This window comes from Allobosea sp. TBD101 (assembly GCF_059817965.1).
The window spans coordinates 5,115,464-5,132,112 of the sequence record NZ_CM187543.1; the positions used below are offsets into that span (position 1 = coordinate 5,115,464).

Consider the following 16,649-nt stretch of genomic DNA (forward strand, 5'->3'; position numbering starts at 1 on the left):
CATCGACCCCTTGCAGGATCGGCCTGCCGCCGAGCGAAACCGTGAGGCCGGACGCCGTGATTGCCATCACATGGCCTCCCGGCGCAGGCGCTGCACCAGCGCGAAGAGGAAGGGCGCGCCGATCAGCGCGGTGACCACGCCGAGCTTGAGTTCCGGCCGGACCGGCATGAGCCGCACGCCGATATCGGCCGCAAGGACGAGAATGGCGCCGCCGAAGCCGGAGGCGATCAGCAACCGGCCCGGCTGATGGCCGACCAGAGGGCGCAGCAGATGCGGCACGACCAGACCGACGAAGCCGATCGCGCCGGTGACGGCGACCGCGCTCCCGACGGCCAGCGCCGCGCCGCCGACCAACCGCGCCCGCAGCCAGGCGAGGTCGAAACCGAGGCTCGCGGCCGTGTCCTCGCCGAGGCTGAGCGCATCGAGCGCCGGCGCCGCCGAGGCGAGCAGGACCCAGCCGAGCAGCATCAGGGGCAAGGCGAGCGCGACATGGTTCATGCTCCGATCCGCCAGCGAGCCCATCAACCAGAAGACGATCTCCAGCGCCGCATAGGGATTGGGCGCGAGATTGAGCGCGAGCGCGGTCGCAGCTCCGGCAAAGCTGTTCAGCGCCACGCCCGCAAGGATCAGCGTGGTCGTGCTCGCGCCGCGGCCGAGCAGGACGAAGAGGATCACGGTCGCCAGCAGCGCGCCGGCGATACCGCCGAGCGGCAGGGCAAGGGCAAGGCTGGCAGAGAGCCCGCTATAGAAGGCGAGGACGGCGCCGAAGGCCGCGGCGCTGGAAATGCCGATCACGCCGGGCTCGGCGAGTGGATTGCGCAACAACCCCTGCATCGCCGCGCCGGCCATGCCAAGGCTGAAGCCGACGAGGGCGCCGAGCAGGGCGCGCGGCAGGCGCAGTTCGTAGAGCACCAGCGCCGGCAGGCTTTTCTCCCCTGCGAGGAGGTCCGTCACCGCCTGGCCGAGCGCCAGGGGCGCGTAGCCGACGGCCATGGACATCACGGTCGCGGCCAAGGTGGCGAGAGCGAGCAGGCTCAACAGCACCACCGGCCTGACGCCGCGTGAAGCCTCCGACCTCATGACTTCTCCTCCACGGCACGCACCAGCATTTCGATCGCGTCGAGCACGCTCGGGCCGGCGCAGGTCCAGAGCCGCGACGGCAGCGCGACAAGCTTCAGCCGGGCGCCGAGCCGGTCGATGACAGGATGGTGCAGGATCTCATGCGCCAGGGACGGCGGGCCGTCCGGCGTCTCGTTCAGGATCAGAACCTCGGCGCGGCCAAGCGCCACGGTTTCGAGCGCGATCTGGCCATAGCTCTCGACGCCGAGCTCGGCCGCGATGTTGACGAGGCCGGCGCGTGTCAGAATCTCGTCGACGAGCGAACCCCGGCCAACCGTGAAGCCGCTGGGACGGAGCACGACCGCCCGCAACGGCCGCTCGACGCGGCGGGCGGCCAGAGCCTGCAGGCGCTGCTCGATCCCGGCGAGCAAGGCCTGTCCGCGCGTGGGCTCGCCGAGCAGGTCGGCCATCTCCGTGATCTGCGCCTTCATCTCCGCGAGATTGCGGGGAACGCCGAACTCCCTGACCGTAACGCCGACGCGCCCGAGCAGGGAAACGGTGGCGCGCGTCGTATAGGCACCGGCGACGACGAGATCGGGCTTGAAGCCCAGCACCTCCTCGGCAAGGCCGTGATTGGCGGGGACCCGGCGCGCGGCCTCGGCCATGTTGGCGTTGCGCGGGTCCTGCGACAGCCACGTCACCGAAGCGATGCGTACGGGATCGGCCAGGCGCAGGACGAGCTCGTCCGTGCACATGTTGAGCGAGACAATGCGTGCCGGCCGGTCCGCAGCAAGCGAGACCGATGCCATCGCGCCCGCAAGCGCGATGGGCAGGAGGCAGGCGCCGCGCAGACGGCGCAGGACGAGAGGCAGGTTCATCCGCCGATGGCCACCTTGATACCGCCGAAGACACCGAGGCCCGGCACGAGGAAGCCGACCGGATTCTCCCAGCGCTTGTCGAAGAGGTTATCGACCCGCCCGAACACCGTCACCTTGTCGGTCGCCTTGTACTCGGCGGCGAGGTTGACCAGCGTCGCACCCTTCGCCCGCATGCGGGGCACCGAGAAGTCGCGGTTGCCGTCGACCCAGGAGCCGATATGGATCAGCGTCGCCGAGAGGCTGAGCTTGTCCGTCGGCGTCCAGGTCGCGGTCGCGCTCGCCTTGTGGCGCGGCCGGCGCAGCAGCTCCTGCCGCGCGATCTCGTCCTTGGCGAGGGTGAAGGTGTAGTCGGCGCGGATGCGGAACTGCGGCGAGATTTCCAGCGCGGCGAAGGCCTCGACGCCCTTCGTCTTCGCCTTGCCGATATTGGCGTAGGAATCGCGCCTTGTATTGGTGACGATCAGGTTCTCGATATCGTTCTGGAACCAGGTCGCGCCGAGTTGCAGGCGCTTGTCGAAGAGCGGCTGCTCGAAGCCGACATCCCAGCCTCGGCTTTCCTCCGGCTTCAGGTTCGGGTTGCCGAAGAAATTGTAGCCGGGACGATAGTCGATGAAGAGCTCGCTTAGCGTCGGCGCCTTGAAGCCGGTGCCGTAGCTCGCCTTTAGCTTGGTCTCCGTACCTGGGATGAGGACGGCCGGCGCGATGCGGTAGGTCGTGTGCCCGCCATAGCTGTCGTCATGGTCGTGGCGGATGTTGGCCGCCATGAAATAGCGATCCTCGATATTGCCCTGGTATTCGAGATAGGCCGCCTTGTTGCCGTTCGAAGCGATCAGGCTCGCCGTATCCAGCCGCTCGCGCTCATATTGCAGGCCCGTGATCAGGTTGTGGCCCTTGGTGATCTCGAGATTGCCGCGCCAGTCGAGCTTGGTGCGCTCGCCAAGGCTCTGATTGGGCAGGCCGAGCAGGCCGGTCACCGCGGAAGCCGTCCGCGTCCCCCTGTCCTGGCGTGAATAGGACACGCCGAAGGTGTTGACGAAGCGGCCACTGAGCGGGTCCCAGACGAGTTCGCCACGGGTGAAGGCCTGCGCATAGTTCTGCTGGGAACGATAGGGCGAGGGCTTGCTCGGGAAACCGGTGTCGCCGGTATTGCGCAACTGGCCGTCCTGATAGCGACCGACCCAGTTGAGCGTCAGCGTATCGGTGAGGGCGAAGCCGAGACGGCCGGAGTAACTGTAATTGTCGAAGATGTTCGGGTTGATCCGGCGGCCGGGCGGCACGAGGTTCGGTGGCGTCACCTCGGTCCCGTCGGCGCGGAAATGGGCGGCGTTGAAGGCATAGTTGAACCGCGCGTCGCCGCCGCTGAAGCCGAGGGACTGGTTGAACGTGCCGTGCGATCCGCCTTCGACGCGCGCGGTCATCTTCGGCGGCCCCTCGCCGCGCTTCGTGGTCACCGAAATGACGCCGCCCAGCGCGTTGGCGCCGTAGAGGCCGCTCTGCGGGCCGCGCAGCACCTCGATGCGCTCGATATCCTCGGTCAGCATTGAGCCGAAATCGAAGGAGCGGTTCGGCGCCGAGGGATCATTGGCCTCGATGCCGTCGATCAGCACCTTGACGTGGTTGGAGTTGGTGCCGCGCATGAAGACCGAGGTCAGGCCGCCCGGCCCGCCGGTCTGCACGATGTTGAGGCCGGGCACGGCGGCGAGCGCCTGCGGCAGCGTCCGGCGCTGCTGCTGTTCGATATCCCGGGCGGTGATGACGGTGACCGAGCTCGCGATCTCGCGCGCGGGTGTCGGCGTGCCCGTGGCGCTGACGACGATCTCGTCGAGCGCCATCGTCGCAGGAGCGGGTTGGGCGAAGGCCGGGGCTGTTGCGCCGGCGATGGCGAGGCAGGAGGCGGAGAGCAGCAAGCGGCCGCGTCCGGCGGCCGGGAGGAAGACGTTCACGATGGAGACCTCGGGCGTTGACGTCAGTGGCACGTCACCGCGAACGCGATCTCCCATCAGCCGTATGAAAGACGGCGAACGGTCGAATCAGCAATCGGCGCACCCCGGCCGAACGTGTCCGCGTGTGACCACGGCTGACGGCAGGTCTCCTGGCTCGCGGGTCGCTGCCCTTCACCGCCTTCCCAGGTCCGAGGCCCCAGTGGCGTATGGCGAAAGGCTCGCCGCTTACAGTTGCGGGGGCAGCCACGGCATGGGGTGGCTCGCCACCCGCACCGCGTTCCCTTTTGATCCCGTGAGGGAACCGTCGGATCGACGAGTAGGGCAAAAAAGTGGCGACGTCAAACAGCTGCCTTGCCGACATCGGGGGCATGAACAGGCTCGGCAATCGTGGCGACTGCGCTATACTCGCAGCAACAGAAGCAGATAGGCACCCGCTCGATGCTGGCCGAGACTTTGCCCCCCGCGAGCGTGGGCGTTACCGTCAAACTCTACGACGACCTCTCCTCGGCCATCGTCTCCGGGGAGATCGCGCCCGGCGCCAAGCTGAGCGAGCCGGCGATCGCGCGCCGCTTCGGCGTCAGCCGCGCGCCGGTTCGCGAGGCGATCCGGCGCCTGCAGGAGCGCGGGCTCGTCACCTATGTCGCCAATCAGGGCGCGCGCGTCGCCGAGCCGAGCGCGGCCGAGTTCCTCGCCCTGCTCGACGTGCGCGAGGCGACCGAGGGCATGGCTGCCCGTCTCGCCGCCGAGAGCATGAGCGAGGCCGAGATCGCGGCGCTCGATGCACTGGTCCGGGGCCATCGCGGCGAGATCGAGCGCAACCCGATGGGCGCCTATCTCCAGGACGAGCCCGAGGCCGATTTCCACCGCCGGATCGCCAAGGGCAGCGGCAATCCGATTCTGGCCGAATTGCTCTGCGAGCAGTTCTACCCGCGCCTGCGCCTGTGCCGGCGCCTGCATTCGACCGTTCCCGGGCGCGGCCGCGAGGCCTGGGGCGAGCATATGCGGATCACCGAGGCGATCAGCCACCGCGACGGCGAACTCGCGGAAATCCTGATGCGCCGCCATATCCGCGCCGCCCGCATGGCGCTTCAGGCGGCGCTAGCCGTGAGCGAAAGCGCCAAGCCGGGCAAGCGCCGGAACGGTGGGAAGCGCTGATCCGGTTCAGCCGGTAGCAGCGACCGACTGCCCTTCCGCCTCGGCGCGGCGGCGGCGATGGGCGAGCAGCGGCGGCACGATCAGGACCAATGCCGCGATCCCGAGCAGCGTCGCCGCGATCGGCGTGCCGACCAGCACGCTCCAGTCGCCCTGGCTGACGGCGAGCGCGCGCCGGAGCTGGATTTCCGCTTGCGGGCCGAGGATCAGCCCGATCAGGGCCGGCGCGATCGGGAAATCATGGACGCGCGCGACATAGCCGACGAGGCCGAGGCCGCACATCAGCGCCAGATCCATCCAGGAGGTCGAGAGCCCCCAGACGCCGACCATCGCGAAGACGACGATGCCGCCATAGATGTAGTGCCGGGGGATCAGCAGCAGCCGGACCCAGATGCCGACCAGCGGCAGGTTGAGGATCAGCAGGATGACGTTGCCGATATAGAGCGAGGCGATGAGGCCCCAGAGCAGATCGGGATTGGTCGCGAAGAGCAGCGGGCCGGGCTGGAGCCCGTAATTCTGGAAAGCGGCGAGCAGGACGGCGGCCGTCGCGGTCGATGGCAGGCCGAGCGTCAGCAACGGCACGAGGATGCCGGCGGCGGCCGCGTTGTTGGCCGCCTCGGGGCCGGCGACGCCCTCGATCGCGCCCTGCCCGAACTCCTCCGGATGCTTGGTCAGGCGGCGCTCCAGCGCATAGGAGAGGAAGGTCGGGATTTCCGTTCCGCCGGCCGGCAGCGCCCCGATCGGGAAGCCGATGACGCTGCCGCGCAGCCAGGGCTTCCAGGAGCGCTTCCAATCCTGTTTCGTCATCCAGCTTCCACCGGAGAGCGGATTGACGGCGGCCGGAGCCGCGCTGTGCCGGCTTGCGACATAGAGCGTCTCGCCGATCGCGAAGAGCGAGACCAGCACGACCGTGAACGAGATGCCGTCGAGCAGTTCGAGCGTGCCGAAGACCATGCGGGTCTGGCCGGTCTGGGTATCGATGCCGATCGTGCCGAGCGCCAGCCCGAAGAATAGGGCGGCGAAGCCGCGCACCATCGAGCGCCCCATCACCACGGCGACCGCGGTGAAGGAGAGCATCATCAGCGCGAAATAGTCCTCCGGGCCGAAGACGAAGGCGAGCTCGGCGATGGCGGGCGCGAGGAAGGTCAACGCCAGCGTGCCGATCGTGCCGGCAACGAAGGAGCCGATCGCGGCCGTCGCCAGCGCGGCGGCGCCGCGGCCACGGCGGGCCATGCGGTTGCCTTCGAGCGCCGTCATCACCGAGCCGCTCTCGCCCGGCGTGTTCAACAGGATCGAGGTGGTCGAGCCGCCATAGAGCGCACCGTAGAGGATGCCGGCGAACATGATGAAGGCCGAGGCCGGATTGACCTGTGCGGTCACCGGCAGGAGCAGGGCGATGGTCAGGGCCGGGCCGATGCCGGGCAGGACGCCGACCGCCGTGCCGAGGCCACAGCCGATGAAGGCCCAGAACAGGTTCATCGGCTGCAAGGCAACCGCGAACCCGCCGAGCAACTGGTTCAGGATGTCCATGGCTCAACCCAGCAGCGGGAAGAAGGGGCCAAGGCTGATGCCGAGGCGGGAGAAGCCGAGCCAGGCGAGGCTGGCGATCAGCGCGCCGATGCCGAGATCAAGCAGGGTACGGCGCGAGCCGAAGGCATGGGTCACCAGCGTGAAGGCCAGCATCGCGCTGAACGGAAAACCGAGCCAGCGGATCGTCAGCAAGGGTACGCCGACCCCTGCCAGCGCCATCAGGAAGGCGGGGCGCGAGAACGGCGCCTCCTCCTCGTCTTCACCGGCGGGTGCGAGCTGCCCCTTCAGCGCCTGAAGGATCAGCAGGAAGCCGAGCAGGACGAGCCCGAGCCCGACGGCGAGCACCATCGCGGCCGGCCCGACGCCGACATAGTTGGTGGTGGAGGCGATGCTGCGTGCGCCGTTGAGCCAGAGCGCGCCCATGATCAGGATGGCGAGCCCGAGCCACCAGGGCCGTCCACCCGCAGCAGCCGAACCGTTCTTCATCGATGACATCTGCCTTGCCGCCCTTCGCGATGGATGGCGGGCGGCACGCTCAGGCGCGCCGCCCGGCTTCGACGGAGGCTATTTCAGGATGCCGACTTCCTTGAGCGCGCTCGTCCAGTTGGTCTCCTCGCTCTTGAGGAAGGCGTTGAAGGCGTCGCCCGGCAGATAGGCGTCCTCCCACCCTTGCGTCTTCAGCGTCTCCTTCCACTCCTTGGTGGCGTGGAGCTTGGCGAAGCGGTCGAGCCAGGTCTTCTTGGCGGCGTCGCTCATGCCGGGCGCGCCGACGAAGCCGCGCCAGTTGCCGACCTCGACCGGGATGCCGGCTTCCTTCAGCGTCGGGGCATTGAGCCCGTCGACCCGCGTCGGGCCGGAGGTCGCGATGATGCGGATGCGGCCGGATTCGGCGAAGGCACGGAATTCCGAGGCGCCGGAGATCGCCGCCTTGATCTTGCCACCGCCGAGCGCAGCGAGGATCTCGCCGCCGGAGAAGGCGACGAAGTTGATCTTGCCGACAGGCGCGCCGGCATGCTTGGCGAGCAGCGCCAGCATGACATGGTCGGCGCCGCCGGCCGAGCCGCCGCCGACGGAGAGCGCGCCGGGATCGGCCTTGAGCGCGGCGATGAAGTCCGCCGGGGTCTTGATCGGCGAGTTCGCAGGCACGGCGATGGCATTGTACTCGTTGGTCAGGCGCAGCAGCGGCGTCGTGTCCTTGAGCGAGACCGGCGTCTGGTTGGTGATGACGCCGCCGACCATGATGACGCCGGTGACCAGCAGGGCGTTGTCGTCGCCCTTGGCGGTGCGGACGAATTCGGCGAGACCGATCGTGCCGGCGGCACCGCCCTTGTTGGTGAAGGACGCCCCGTCCGTGAAGACCTTGGACTGGGCGAAGGCCGCCATTGTGTGGCGCCCGGCGCCGTCCCAGCCGCCGCCGGGATTGGCGGGGATCATCACCTTGGCCGGTTCAGCGAGGGCCGCACCAGTGCCGAGCCCCAGGGCCAGGACGCCGGCCATCGTCAAACGCTTCAGCATCTTTCATCTCCTCCCGTTGTCGTTACGCCGCCCTTTTCGAGCTGGTCGCTTCTTGCCGCATCATCCGCGGTTCGGGCGCCGGGTCGTTCCGGCGCCCCGCTGTCCTCACGCACTGCGCTCGCGCTGGGGCATGCCTTCCGGCGTGATCGTCGCGACGATCGAGGCGTCGAGTGCTTCGTAATCGGCGAGCCCGATCGTCTTGTAGAGCTCGACCCGCGTCTGCATCTGGTCGACCATGGCATGCGTGCCGCCGTCGCGGGCAAGCGCGGCGTAGAGCTTCTCCTGCGCCTTGTTGGCGACGCGGAGCGACGAGACCGGCCAGATCACCATGCGATAGCCCATCGCCTCGAACTCGGAGGCGGTGAAGAAGGGCGTGCGGCCGAACTCGGTCATGTTGGCGAGCAGCGGCACGCCGGGCATGCGGCGGGCAAACTCGCGGAACATCTCGGCCGTGGTCAGCGCCTCCGGGAAGATCGCGTCGGCGCCGGCCTCGAGATAGAGCTTGGCACGCGCGACCGCGCCGTCGATGCCCTCGCTCGCGGCGGCATCGGTGCGGGCGATGACGTAGAGATGGCGGCGCGCCCGGGCGGCAGCGGCGACCTTAGCCGCCATGTCATGGGCGTCGGCCAGCTTCTTATCGTTGAGATGGCCGCATTTCTTCGGCAGCAGCTGGTCCTCGATATGGACGGCGCCGGCGCCGGCCTCCTCGAAGACGCGGACCATGTGCATGACGTTGAGCGCCTCGCCATAGCCGGTATCGCCATCGACCAGGAGCGGCAGGCCGGAGGCCCGCGCGATCTGGCGGATGAAGAAGGAGACCTCGTCGACGGTGATCATGCCGAGATCGGGGATGCCCATCGAGGCCGTCATCGCCGCGCCCGACAGATACAAGCCCTCGAAGCCGGCCATCCTGGCCTGAATCGCGGCCATGCCGTTATGGGCACCGGGAAGCTGGGCTATACCGCCGCGCTCGACCAGCGCGCGGAAGCGCTGGCCGGCCGGCTCTGACGGAAGATCTGAGGCGACGAGATAGGGCATGGGCACTCAGTTGCAGTAGAGATCGACGTAGTCGTTGACGGACATCGCCTCGAGCTTCGCCTGATCCAGGGAGATATCGAGGATCTGGCGCTGGCGCTTCTCGACGAAGCGGCGGGCGAGATTGGTGCGGAACTTGGCTTCCAGCAGCGGGATGCCATCGGCGCGGCGACGCTTGTGGCCGATCGGGTATTCGACGACGAGCTCGGGCAGCACCGTGCCGTCCTTCAGCGTCACCGTCATGCCGTTGGCGATCGAGCGCTTCTCGGGGTCGTGATAGTCTTTGGTGAAGGCCGGGTCCTCGACGCATTCGATCTTGTCACGCAGGGCGTCGATGCGCGGATCGGCGGCGATATCGTCCTCGTAATCGGCAGCGGTGAGGCGGCCGAAGATGAAGGGCACGGCGACCATGTACTGGATCGTGTGGTCGCGATCGGCCGGGTTATGCAGCGGGCCGCGCTTGTCGATGATGCGGATGCAGGCCTCGTGCGTGCGGATCTTGATCGAGGCGATGTCGTCGCTGCTGCGGCCCATCGCCTTGAGCTGATCGTGCAGGGTCATCGCAGCCTCGACCGCGGTCTGCGAGTGGAACTCGGCCGGATAGGAAATCTTGAACAGCACGTGCTCCATCACATAGGAGCCGTAGGGGCGCTGGAACTTGAAGCTCTGGCCGCGGAACGAGGCGTCGTAGAAGCCCCAGGTCTTGGCTGACAGCGCCGAGGGATAGCCCATCTCGCCGGTGCGGGCGATCAGCGCGAGTCGGACGGCACGGCTGGTGGCATCACCCGCCGCCCAGCTCTTCCGCGAGCCGGCATTGGGAGCGTGGCGATAGGTGCGCAGCGCCTGCCCGTCGACGAAGGCGAGCGAGAGCGCATTGACGATCTCGTCGCGGTCGAGCCCGAGCATGCCGGCGACGACCGCGGTCGAGGCGACCTTGACCAGGATGACATGGTCGATGCCGACCTTGTTGAAGGCGTTCTCCAGCGCGAGGCAGCCCTGGATCTCGTGCGCCTTGATCATCGCGGTCAGGACGTCGCGCATCGTCAATGGCGACTTTCCGGCGGCGACCGCGGTGCGCGACAGCCAGTCGGCGACCGCGAGGATGCCGCCGAGATTGTCGGACGGATGGCCCCATTCGGCGGCGAGCCAGCAATCGTTGAAGTCGAGCCAGCGGATCATCGTGCCGAAATTGAAGGCGGCCTGAACGGGATCGAGCTGGTAGGGCGTGCCGGGCACGCGGGCGCCGTTCGGCACGGTCGTGCCGGGGACGACGGGGCCGAGCAGCTTGGTGCAGGCGGGGTATTCGAGCGCCTCCATGCCGCAGCCCATCGTGTCGATCAGGCAGTTGCGGGCGGTCTCGTAGGCCAGGCTGCTCTCGACGCGATAGTTCAGCACGTAGTCGGCGATATCGACGAGAACACCGTCCGGAGCCGGACGCTCATTGTTGTTGAATGTCGCCATTTTGGGCCGTTCCTCGCATCGATCGCTCGCCTTTTCAGCCTGGCCAGCATTTATTGTCGACACAAATTACATTGACCCGCCCGTTTGACAAGCGCCTCCGGCTCGCTAATCTAAAAATTGTCGACAATCGAACCGGGCCAGTCATGAGCCCGGACTGCGACGCCCCCCCGCCACCGACAGGTGGGAGCAACAGGACTTTCGGAGGAACGCCATGAGGACAACGATCGCCACCTGCTGTGCGCTGCTGCTCTCGGCAACCGTCCACGCACAGGACTTCCAGCCGCAGAACCCGGAATGCATCGCACCTGCCGCCCCCGGCGGCGGCTTCGACCTGACCTGCCGGCTGACCAGCCGCATGCTGAACGAGACGGGACTGGTCGGCCCGTCAATCCGCACCACCAACATGCCGGGCGGCATCGGCGCCATCGCCTATAACAACATCCAGGCGCAGCGCGCCGCCGACGCCAATGTCATCGTCGCGGTCTCGACCGGCTCCTGGGTCAATCTCGCCCAGGGCAAGTTCGGCCGCTTCAGCGAATCCGACGTGCGCTGGCTCGGCGCGATCGGCGCCGATTACGGCGTGCTCGCCGTGCGCAAGGACAGCCGCTTCAAGACCCTCGCCGAGGTCGTCGAGGCCCTGAAGAAGGACCCGACCTCGGTCAAGGTCGGCGCCGGCGGCACAGTCGGCAGCCAGGACTGGATGAAGCCGGCGCTCGTCCTGAAGGCGGCCGGCGTCGATCCGCGCAAGATGCGCTATCTCGCCTATGAAGGCGGCGGCGAGGCGATCGGCGCCCTGATCGGCGGCCATATCGACCTCTTCCCCGGCGATGCCTCCGAGGTGCGCGGCCAGTTGGAGGCCGGCGAGATCCGCCTGCTCGCGACCTTCTCGGAGAAGCGCCTGCCCGGCGCCTTCGCGCAGGTGCCGACGGCCAAGGAACAGGGCTATGACGTGCAGTGGCCGATCGTGCGCGGCTTCTACGCCCCGCCGAAGGCGCCCGAAGCGTCCTATACCTACTGGACGGGCGTGCTGACCAAGCTCAACGCCGATCCGCGCTGGCAAAAGGCGCGCGGCGAGCAGGGCCTGTTCGAATTCAGCATGGTCGGCGCGGAGTTCGACGCCTTCGCCAAGAAGCGAACCGCCGATTTCCGGGCGCTGGCCGCCGAGGTCGGCCTCGCCAAGTAAGGCCAAAAGCCCTTCGACAAGGCAGCGGAACGGGAGGAGATCATGATCGATCGCCTGGTCGGGTTGATCTGCGCGCTCATCGGCGCGGGCGCGATCTGGCACGCGCAGACCCTGCATGTGCCGTTCGCGGCCGATCCGGTGGGGCCACGCGTGTTCCCGACGATCATCGGCGGCGTGCTGATCCTGGGCGGGTTCATCCTGATGTTGCGCCCAGGGCCGGTGACGATGGAGTTCGGGACATGGCCGCGCGCGCTTGCCGTGCTCGTGGCCAGCCTGATCTACCCGCTGCTCCTGCTGCCGATCGGCTTCATCGCGGCCACGGCCCTGCTCTGCTTCGTGGCCGCACTGGCCTTCCATGCGCGGCCATTGCCGGCCGCCGTGTCGGCCGTCGCCACCGCGGTCGTGTTCTTCGTGCTGCTCGACAAGATGCTCGACCTGCCGCTGCCGCGCGGACCGCTGGGGATCTGAGATGGACGCATTCGCCGCCCTCCTCACCGGCTTCCAGGTCGCGCTCACCCCGCTCAATCTCACTGTCGCCTTTGCCGGCGTGGCGCTCGGCACCGCGATCGGCGCGCTGCCCGGCATCGGGCCGATCAATGCGGTGGCGCTGCTGCTGCCGCTCTGCTTCGCACTGAAGCTGCCGCCGGAGACGGCACTGATCCTGCTCGCCGGACTCTATTATGGTAGCGGCTATGGCGGCCGCATCTCCTCGATCCTGCTCAATATCCCCGGGGATCCCGGGCTGGTGATGACGACGCTCGACGGCTATCCGCTGGCCAAATCCGGGCGCGGCGCGGCGGCACTCGCCATCAGCGGCATCGGCAGCTTCGTCGGCGGAACCAGCGCCGTCATTCTGATGACCTTCCTCGCCGTGCCGCTGACGCGGCTCGCGCTCTCCTTCGGCCCGGCCGACTATGTCGCGCTGATGGTGCTGTCCTTCGCGCTGCTCGGCACGATGAGCGAGGGCAAGGCGGTGAAGACCTGGATCGCGGTCGCGCTCGGGCTCCTGCTCGCCATGGTCGGCATCGATGGCGGCACCGGCGTCGAGCGCTTCACCTTCGGCTCGCTGGAACTCCTGGGCGGCATCGACTTCACCAGCCTGACGATCGGCCTCTTCGCCGTCGCCGAGATCCTCTTCCTGGCGGAAGGCATGATCAGCGGCGTGGTCTCCCGCACCGGCAACGGCGCGCGCCTGACCTTCCGGGAAATCGTCTACTGCATCCCCGCAATGCTGCGCGCGACCGGGCTCGGCTTCTTCCTCGGCGTGCTGCCGGGCACCGGCGCCTCCGTCGCCTCGGCCATGGCCTATACCGCGGAGAAGCGCATCTCGGACAAGGGCACCTTCGGCAAGGGTGACATGCGCGGCCTCGCCGCGCCGGAAACCGCCGACAACGCCGCACAGACCGGCTCGATGGTGCCGATGCTGGCGCTCGGCATTCCCGGCTCCGGCACCACCGCCGTGATGCTCGGCGCCTTCATGATGTACTCGATCACGCCCGGCCCGCTGCTGTTCACGCAGCGGCCGGAGGTCGCCTGGGGTCTGATCGCCTCGATGTATATCGGCAATCTGATGCTGCTGGTTTTGAACCTGCCGCTGGTCGGGCTGTTCGCGCGGCTGCTGCTGGTGCCGGCCTGGATCCTCTATCCCGGCATCCTCGCCCTGTCCTATGCCGGGGTCTACGCCGTCTCGAACTCGGCCTTCGAACTGCTGATCACCACCGGGATCGGCGTCCTCGCCTATATCCTGCGCAAGGTCGGCATTCCGCTGATTCCGCTGATGCTGGCCTTCGTGCTCGCCCGGCTGCTGGAGGACAATTTCCGCCGGGCGCTGTCCTTGTCGGATGGCGGCTACGAGATCCTGTTCTCGACGCCGACGAGCATCGTGCTCTGGCTGCTGGCGGTCGTCGCGATCGGCCTCCCGCTGATCCGCAAGCCGAAGCTTCATCAAGCGGCGATGGCCGAAGCCGGAAAGCCGGGCGCCTGAGCGGCGCCCGGAGCAACCTCAGATCGAGCGGGTGATGCCGCCGTCGACGCGCAGGTTCTGGCCGGTGATATAGGCCGCGTCCTTCGAGGCGAGGAAGGCGATCGTGCCGGCGATCTCGTCGCTGGTGCCGTAGCGCTGCATCGGCACGCCCTGCCGCCGCTCCTCGGTGGCCGGCAAACTGTCGATCCAGCCCGGCAGCACGTTGTTCATGCGGATATTGTCGGCCGCATAGGTGTCGGCGAAAATCTTGGTGAAGGAGGCGAGCCCCGCCCGGAACACCGCAGAGGTCGGGAACATCGCGCTCGGCTCGAAGGCCCAGGCGGTCGAGATGTTGATGATCGCGCCCGCCTTCTGCTTCTGCATGATCGGCGTCACCAACCGCGTCGGGCGGATGGCGTTGAGCAGGTAGGTATCCATGCCGCGATGCCAATCCTCGTCGGTGATGTCGAGAATCGCGGCGCGCGGCCCGTGACCGGCGCTGTTGACGAGCACGTCGATGCGGCCCCAGCGCTCCATGGCGAGATCGACAAGGCGCTTCAGGTCATCGTTCGACTGGTTCGAGCCGGTGACGCCGATGCCGCCGAGCTCTGCGGCCAGCGCCTCGCCCTTGCCCGAGGAGGAGAGAATGCCGACGGCGAAGCCGTCCTGCGCGAGGCGCTTCGCCGCCGCAGCGCCCATGCCGCTCCCACCCGCGGTGACCAGGGCAACCTTGTCCACTGCCATTCCATCCTCCTGCATCGGCTGACTCGAATCCTGCGACGTTCCTAGCACTCCCGCCGGGCCGTGACGAACGCGCCTGTGCGCTTGCCTGCCCATCGCCATGCGCAACAAATGTGCATCCGACAGACCGGTTTGCAGCGCTTCTTTCGGCGCATCTGCACTATTGCTTCGCAATCCGCGCAACGAGGCCGCACCGATGCCCAAGCCCGATCTCGACGCCCTGCAATCCGAGATGACCGCGTGGCGGCGCCACTTGCACACGCATCCCGAATTCGGCTTCGAGGAGAAGCGCACCGCCACCTTCGTCGCTCATAAACTGCGCGAATTCGGACTTGACGAGGTCGTCGAAGGCATCGGCGGCACCGGCGTCGTCGGCACGCTCAAGCGCGGCAGCGGGAACCGTGCGATCGCGCTCCGCGCCGATATGGACGCGCTGCGGATCACAGAGCAGGGCGAACGCCCCTATCGCTCGCAGACCCCCGGCGTGATGCATGCCTGCGGCCATGACGGCCATACCAGCATGCTGCTCGGCGCAGCGAAGCTGCTGGCAGAGGAAGGTGGATTCGACGGCACCGTGCGCTTCCTGTTCCAGCCGGCCGAGGAATGGGGCCGCGGCGCCCTCGCCATGCTCGATGACGGGCTGATGGAGCGCTTTCCCTTCGACGAGATCTACGGCCTGCACAACATGCCGGGCCTCGGCATCGGCCGCTTCCAGACGCGCGCCGGCTCCTTCATGTCGGCCGAGGACAATTTCGAGATCGTGCTGAAGGGCGTCGGCGGCCACGCCGCCAAGCCTCATGCGGGCAGTGAGGTCCTCGTCGCCGCCTGCGCACTCGTGATGCAGCTCCAGACCATCGTGTCGCGCCGCCTGAGCCCGGCCGATATCGCGGTGGTCTCGGTCACCGAACTGCTGACGGACGGCACACGCAACGTGCTGCCGGGGACGGCGCGCATCCTCGGCGATGCCCGCAGCTTCCGCCCCGAGGTCAGCGCCGCGATCGAGCGCCAGATGGGCATCATCGCGCGCGGCACCGCCGAAAGCTACAACCTCAGCCACGAGCTGACCTATACGCGCGAGTTCGTGCCACTGGTGAACGACGCCGCGCTCTCGCAGGAAGCCCTCGCCGCCGCGCGGACCGTGCTGGGCGAGGACAATGTCGCGGTCGCATCCGAGCCGATGACGGGCTCGGAGGATTTCGCCCGCTTCCTCGACCATGTGCCCGGCTGCTTCGCCTATGTCGGCAATGGCGAAGGCTCTGCGCCGCTGCACAATGCGTCCTTTGATTTCGACGATCGCGGACTGATCCACGGCGCACGGTTCCACGCCGCGATTGTCAGGCGAAGGCTTGCCGCTGGTTGAGCTTCCACCCCACGAGAGACAGATCTTTCCGGCGGACGAGCTCTTGGGGAAGAGCCTTTCAAACATTCCCTGATTTATGGAGCCAAACCCTGCGCCCTCCGGCGTAGACCTGAGCCTGCTCTCGCCTTGATGGCTGTCGAACAGGCTCATGACCCAACACTTAGGCGCGCTTCGGCCGGCGCACGGCGCGCAGCGTGCTCTTGGCGCCATCGCCGCAATAGAACAGCTCGGCGCCGTCCGATTCCATTCCGGACAAGCCCACGCCGTGGGGCATCGCGAGCGCATCCAGCCCCTTGCCGGTCGTGGGATCGATCCGGCGCAATTCGCTTTCGCCCTCTTCCCAGGTGCCGTGCCACAATTCGCCCTCGACCCAGGTCACGCCGGTGACGAAGCGGTTGGCCTCGATGCTGCGCAGCACCTTGCCCGTGGCCGGATCGATCTGATGGATTTTGCGTTCGCGGTAATGGCCGACCCAGAGCGAACCCTCGGCCCAGGCGAGGCCGGAATCGCCACCCTTGCCGGGAGCGGGAATCGTGCCAAGCACGGAGCCGGTCCGCGGATCGATCTTCTGGATGCGATCCTCGGCGATCTGGAAGAGATGCGTGCCGTCGAAGGCCGTGCCGGCATGGGCGGGCACGTCGATCGTTCTGACAACCTCGCCGCTGGCGGTGTCGAGCGCGTTCAGCCGGTCGCCGGAGGCGAACCAGACATTGGCGCCGTCGAAACTGACGCCATGAACCTTCTCGACGCCCGGAAAAGGACCATAGGTACGGGTGATCTCGGCAGCGGGGATCGTCATGGCTTGGCTCCTGCGTCTGTTGCGATGCCG

The 16,649-nt window shown here is 67.7% G+C and carries 15 protein-coding genes and 1 riboswitch; of the genes, 5 read left to right on the plus strand and 10 right to left on the minus strand.

Translation table 11 applies throughout. The features are described from left to right. Positions 1-66: 66 nt before the first annotated feature. Genes AC6RIC_RS24830 through AC6RIC_RS24840 form a run of 3 tightly spaced genes read right to left on the minus strand, consistent with a single transcriptional unit; the run spans position 67 to position 3,880 of the window. Positions 67-1,080: a FecCD family ABC transporter permease gene (locus AC6RIC_RS24830; RefSeq protein WP_499734353.1), complete on the minus strand. Its 1,014-nt coding sequence runs from the start codon at positions 1,078-1,080 to the stop codon at positions 67-69. Beyond that, positions 1,077-1,937 (minus strand): ABC transporter substrate-binding protein, encoded by an 861-nt coding sequence (locus AC6RIC_RS24835; protein ID WP_499734354.1) that lies wholly within the window; start codon positions 1,935-1,937, stop codon positions 1,077-1,079. Before AC6RIC_RS24835 ends, AC6RIC_RS24830 begins: the two co-directional genes overlap by 4 nt. Continuing rightward, positions 1,934-3,880 carry a TonB-dependent receptor plug domain-containing protein gene (locus AC6RIC_RS24840; protein ID WP_499734355.1) on the minus strand — a complete coding sequence of 649 codons (1,947 nt, stop codon included), beginning with the start codon at positions 3,878-3,880 and terminating at the stop codon, positions 1,934-1,936. The genes AC6RIC_RS24835 and AC6RIC_RS24840 overlap by 4 nt, the downstream gene beginning before the upstream one ends. Positions 3,881-4,002: 122 nt before the next feature. Further along, positions 4,003-4,201: riboswitch (cobalamin riboswitch) on the minus strand. A 66-nt stretch (positions 4,202-4,267) separates the two neighbouring features. On the opposite strand from AC6RIC_RS24840, the gene AC6RIC_RS24845 reads away from it, so the two are divergent. After that, on the plus strand, positions 4,268-5,035 hold the full coding sequence (locus AC6RIC_RS24845; protein WP_454658620.1) for a GntR family transcriptional regulator: 768 nt from the start codon (positions 4,268-4,270) through the stop codon (positions 5,033-5,035). Between the two features lie 6 nt (positions 5,036-5,041). On the opposite strand, the gene AC6RIC_RS24850 is transcribed toward AC6RIC_RS24845, so the two are convergent. The 5 genes from AC6RIC_RS24850 to AC6RIC_RS24870 all read right to left on the minus strand — a co-directional run bounded on the left by AC6RIC_RS24850 (position 5,042) and on the right by AC6RIC_RS24870 (position 10,573). Further along, positions 5,042-6,562, minus strand: coding sequence for a tripartite tricarboxylate transporter permease (locus tag AC6RIC_RS24850; RefSeq protein ID WP_499734356.1), 1,521 nt, complete (start codon positions 6,560-6,562; stop codon positions 5,042-5,044). Between the two features lie 3 nt (positions 6,563-6,565). Then, positions 6,566-7,048 carry a tripartite tricarboxylate transporter TctB family protein gene (locus AC6RIC_RS24855; protein WP_499734357.1) on the minus strand — a complete coding sequence of 161 codons (483 nt, stop codon included), beginning with the start codon at positions 7,046-7,048 and terminating at the stop codon, positions 6,566-6,568. A gap of 78 nt (positions 7,049-7,126) precedes the next feature. Further along, a complete protein-coding gene (locus tag AC6RIC_RS24860) occupies positions 7,127-8,077 on the minus strand; it encodes a Bug family tripartite tricarboxylate transporter substrate binding protein (RefSeq protein ID WP_454658623.1) in 951 nt (316 codons plus the stop codon). A gap of 105 nt (positions 8,078-8,182) precedes the next feature. Next, positions 8,183-9,115, minus strand: coding sequence for a methylisocitrate lyase (prpB, locus tag AC6RIC_RS24865; RefSeq protein WP_499734358.1), 933 nt, complete (start codon positions 9,113-9,115; stop codon positions 8,183-8,185). A 6-nt stretch (positions 9,116-9,121) separates the two neighbouring features. Next, entirely contained in the window at positions 9,122-10,573 is a 1,452-nt protein-coding gene (locus AC6RIC_RS24870) for a bifunctional 2-methylcitrate dehydratase/aconitate hydratase (RefSeq protein ID WP_499734359.1), read from the minus strand. Positions 10,574-10,784: 211 nt separating this feature from the next. Here AC6RIC_RS24870 and AC6RIC_RS24875 point away from each other — a divergent pair, with 211 nt between their 5' ends. Genes AC6RIC_RS24875 through AC6RIC_RS24885 form a run of 3 tightly spaced genes read left to right on the plus strand, consistent with a single transcriptional unit; the run spans position 10,785 to position 13,740 of the window. Beyond that, on the plus strand, positions 10,785-11,756 hold the full coding sequence (locus tag AC6RIC_RS24875; RefSeq protein ID WP_499734360.1) for a Bug family tripartite tricarboxylate transporter substrate binding protein: 972 nt from the start codon (positions 10,785-10,787) through the stop codon (positions 11,754-11,756). Positions 11,757-11,798: 42 nt separating this feature from the next. Continuing rightward, the gene (locus AC6RIC_RS24880) at positions 11,799-12,224 is read left to right on the plus strand and encodes a tripartite tricarboxylate transporter TctB family protein (protein ID WP_454658627.1); all 426 of its coding nucleotides are present in this window, start codon (positions 11,799-11,801) and stop codon (positions 12,222-12,224) included. A 1-nt stretch (position 12,225) separates the two neighbouring features. Next, complete coding sequence (locus AC6RIC_RS24885; RefSeq protein ID WP_499734361.1) at positions 12,226-13,740, plus strand: tripartite tricarboxylate transporter permease; 1,515 nt, start codon at positions 12,226-12,228, stop codon at positions 13,738-13,740. 18 nt (positions 13,741-13,758) lie between these two features. Here AC6RIC_RS24885 and AC6RIC_RS24890 read toward each other — a convergent pair whose 3' ends face one another. Beyond that, positions 13,759-14,463, minus strand: a complete 705-nt coding sequence (locus tag AC6RIC_RS24890) for an SDR family oxidoreductase (RefSeq protein WP_454658629.1) — start codon at positions 14,461-14,463, stop codon at positions 13,759-13,761. A gap of 193 nt (positions 14,464-14,656) precedes the next feature. On the opposite strand from AC6RIC_RS24890, the gene AC6RIC_RS24895 reads away from it, so the two are divergent. After that, complete coding sequence (locus AC6RIC_RS24895; protein ID WP_499734362.1) at positions 14,657-15,820, plus strand: M20 aminoacylase family protein; 1,164 nt, start codon at positions 14,657-14,659, stop codon at positions 15,818-15,820. Positions 15,821-15,980: 160 nt separating this feature from the next. Here the strand turns inward: AC6RIC_RS24895 and AC6RIC_RS24900 are convergent, their stop codons facing one another. Next, complete coding sequence (locus tag AC6RIC_RS24900) at positions 15,981-16,619, minus strand: Vgb family protein (protein WP_499734363.1); 639 nt, start codon at positions 16,617-16,619, stop codon at positions 15,981-15,983. Positions 16,620-16,649: the final 30 nt, after the last annotated feature.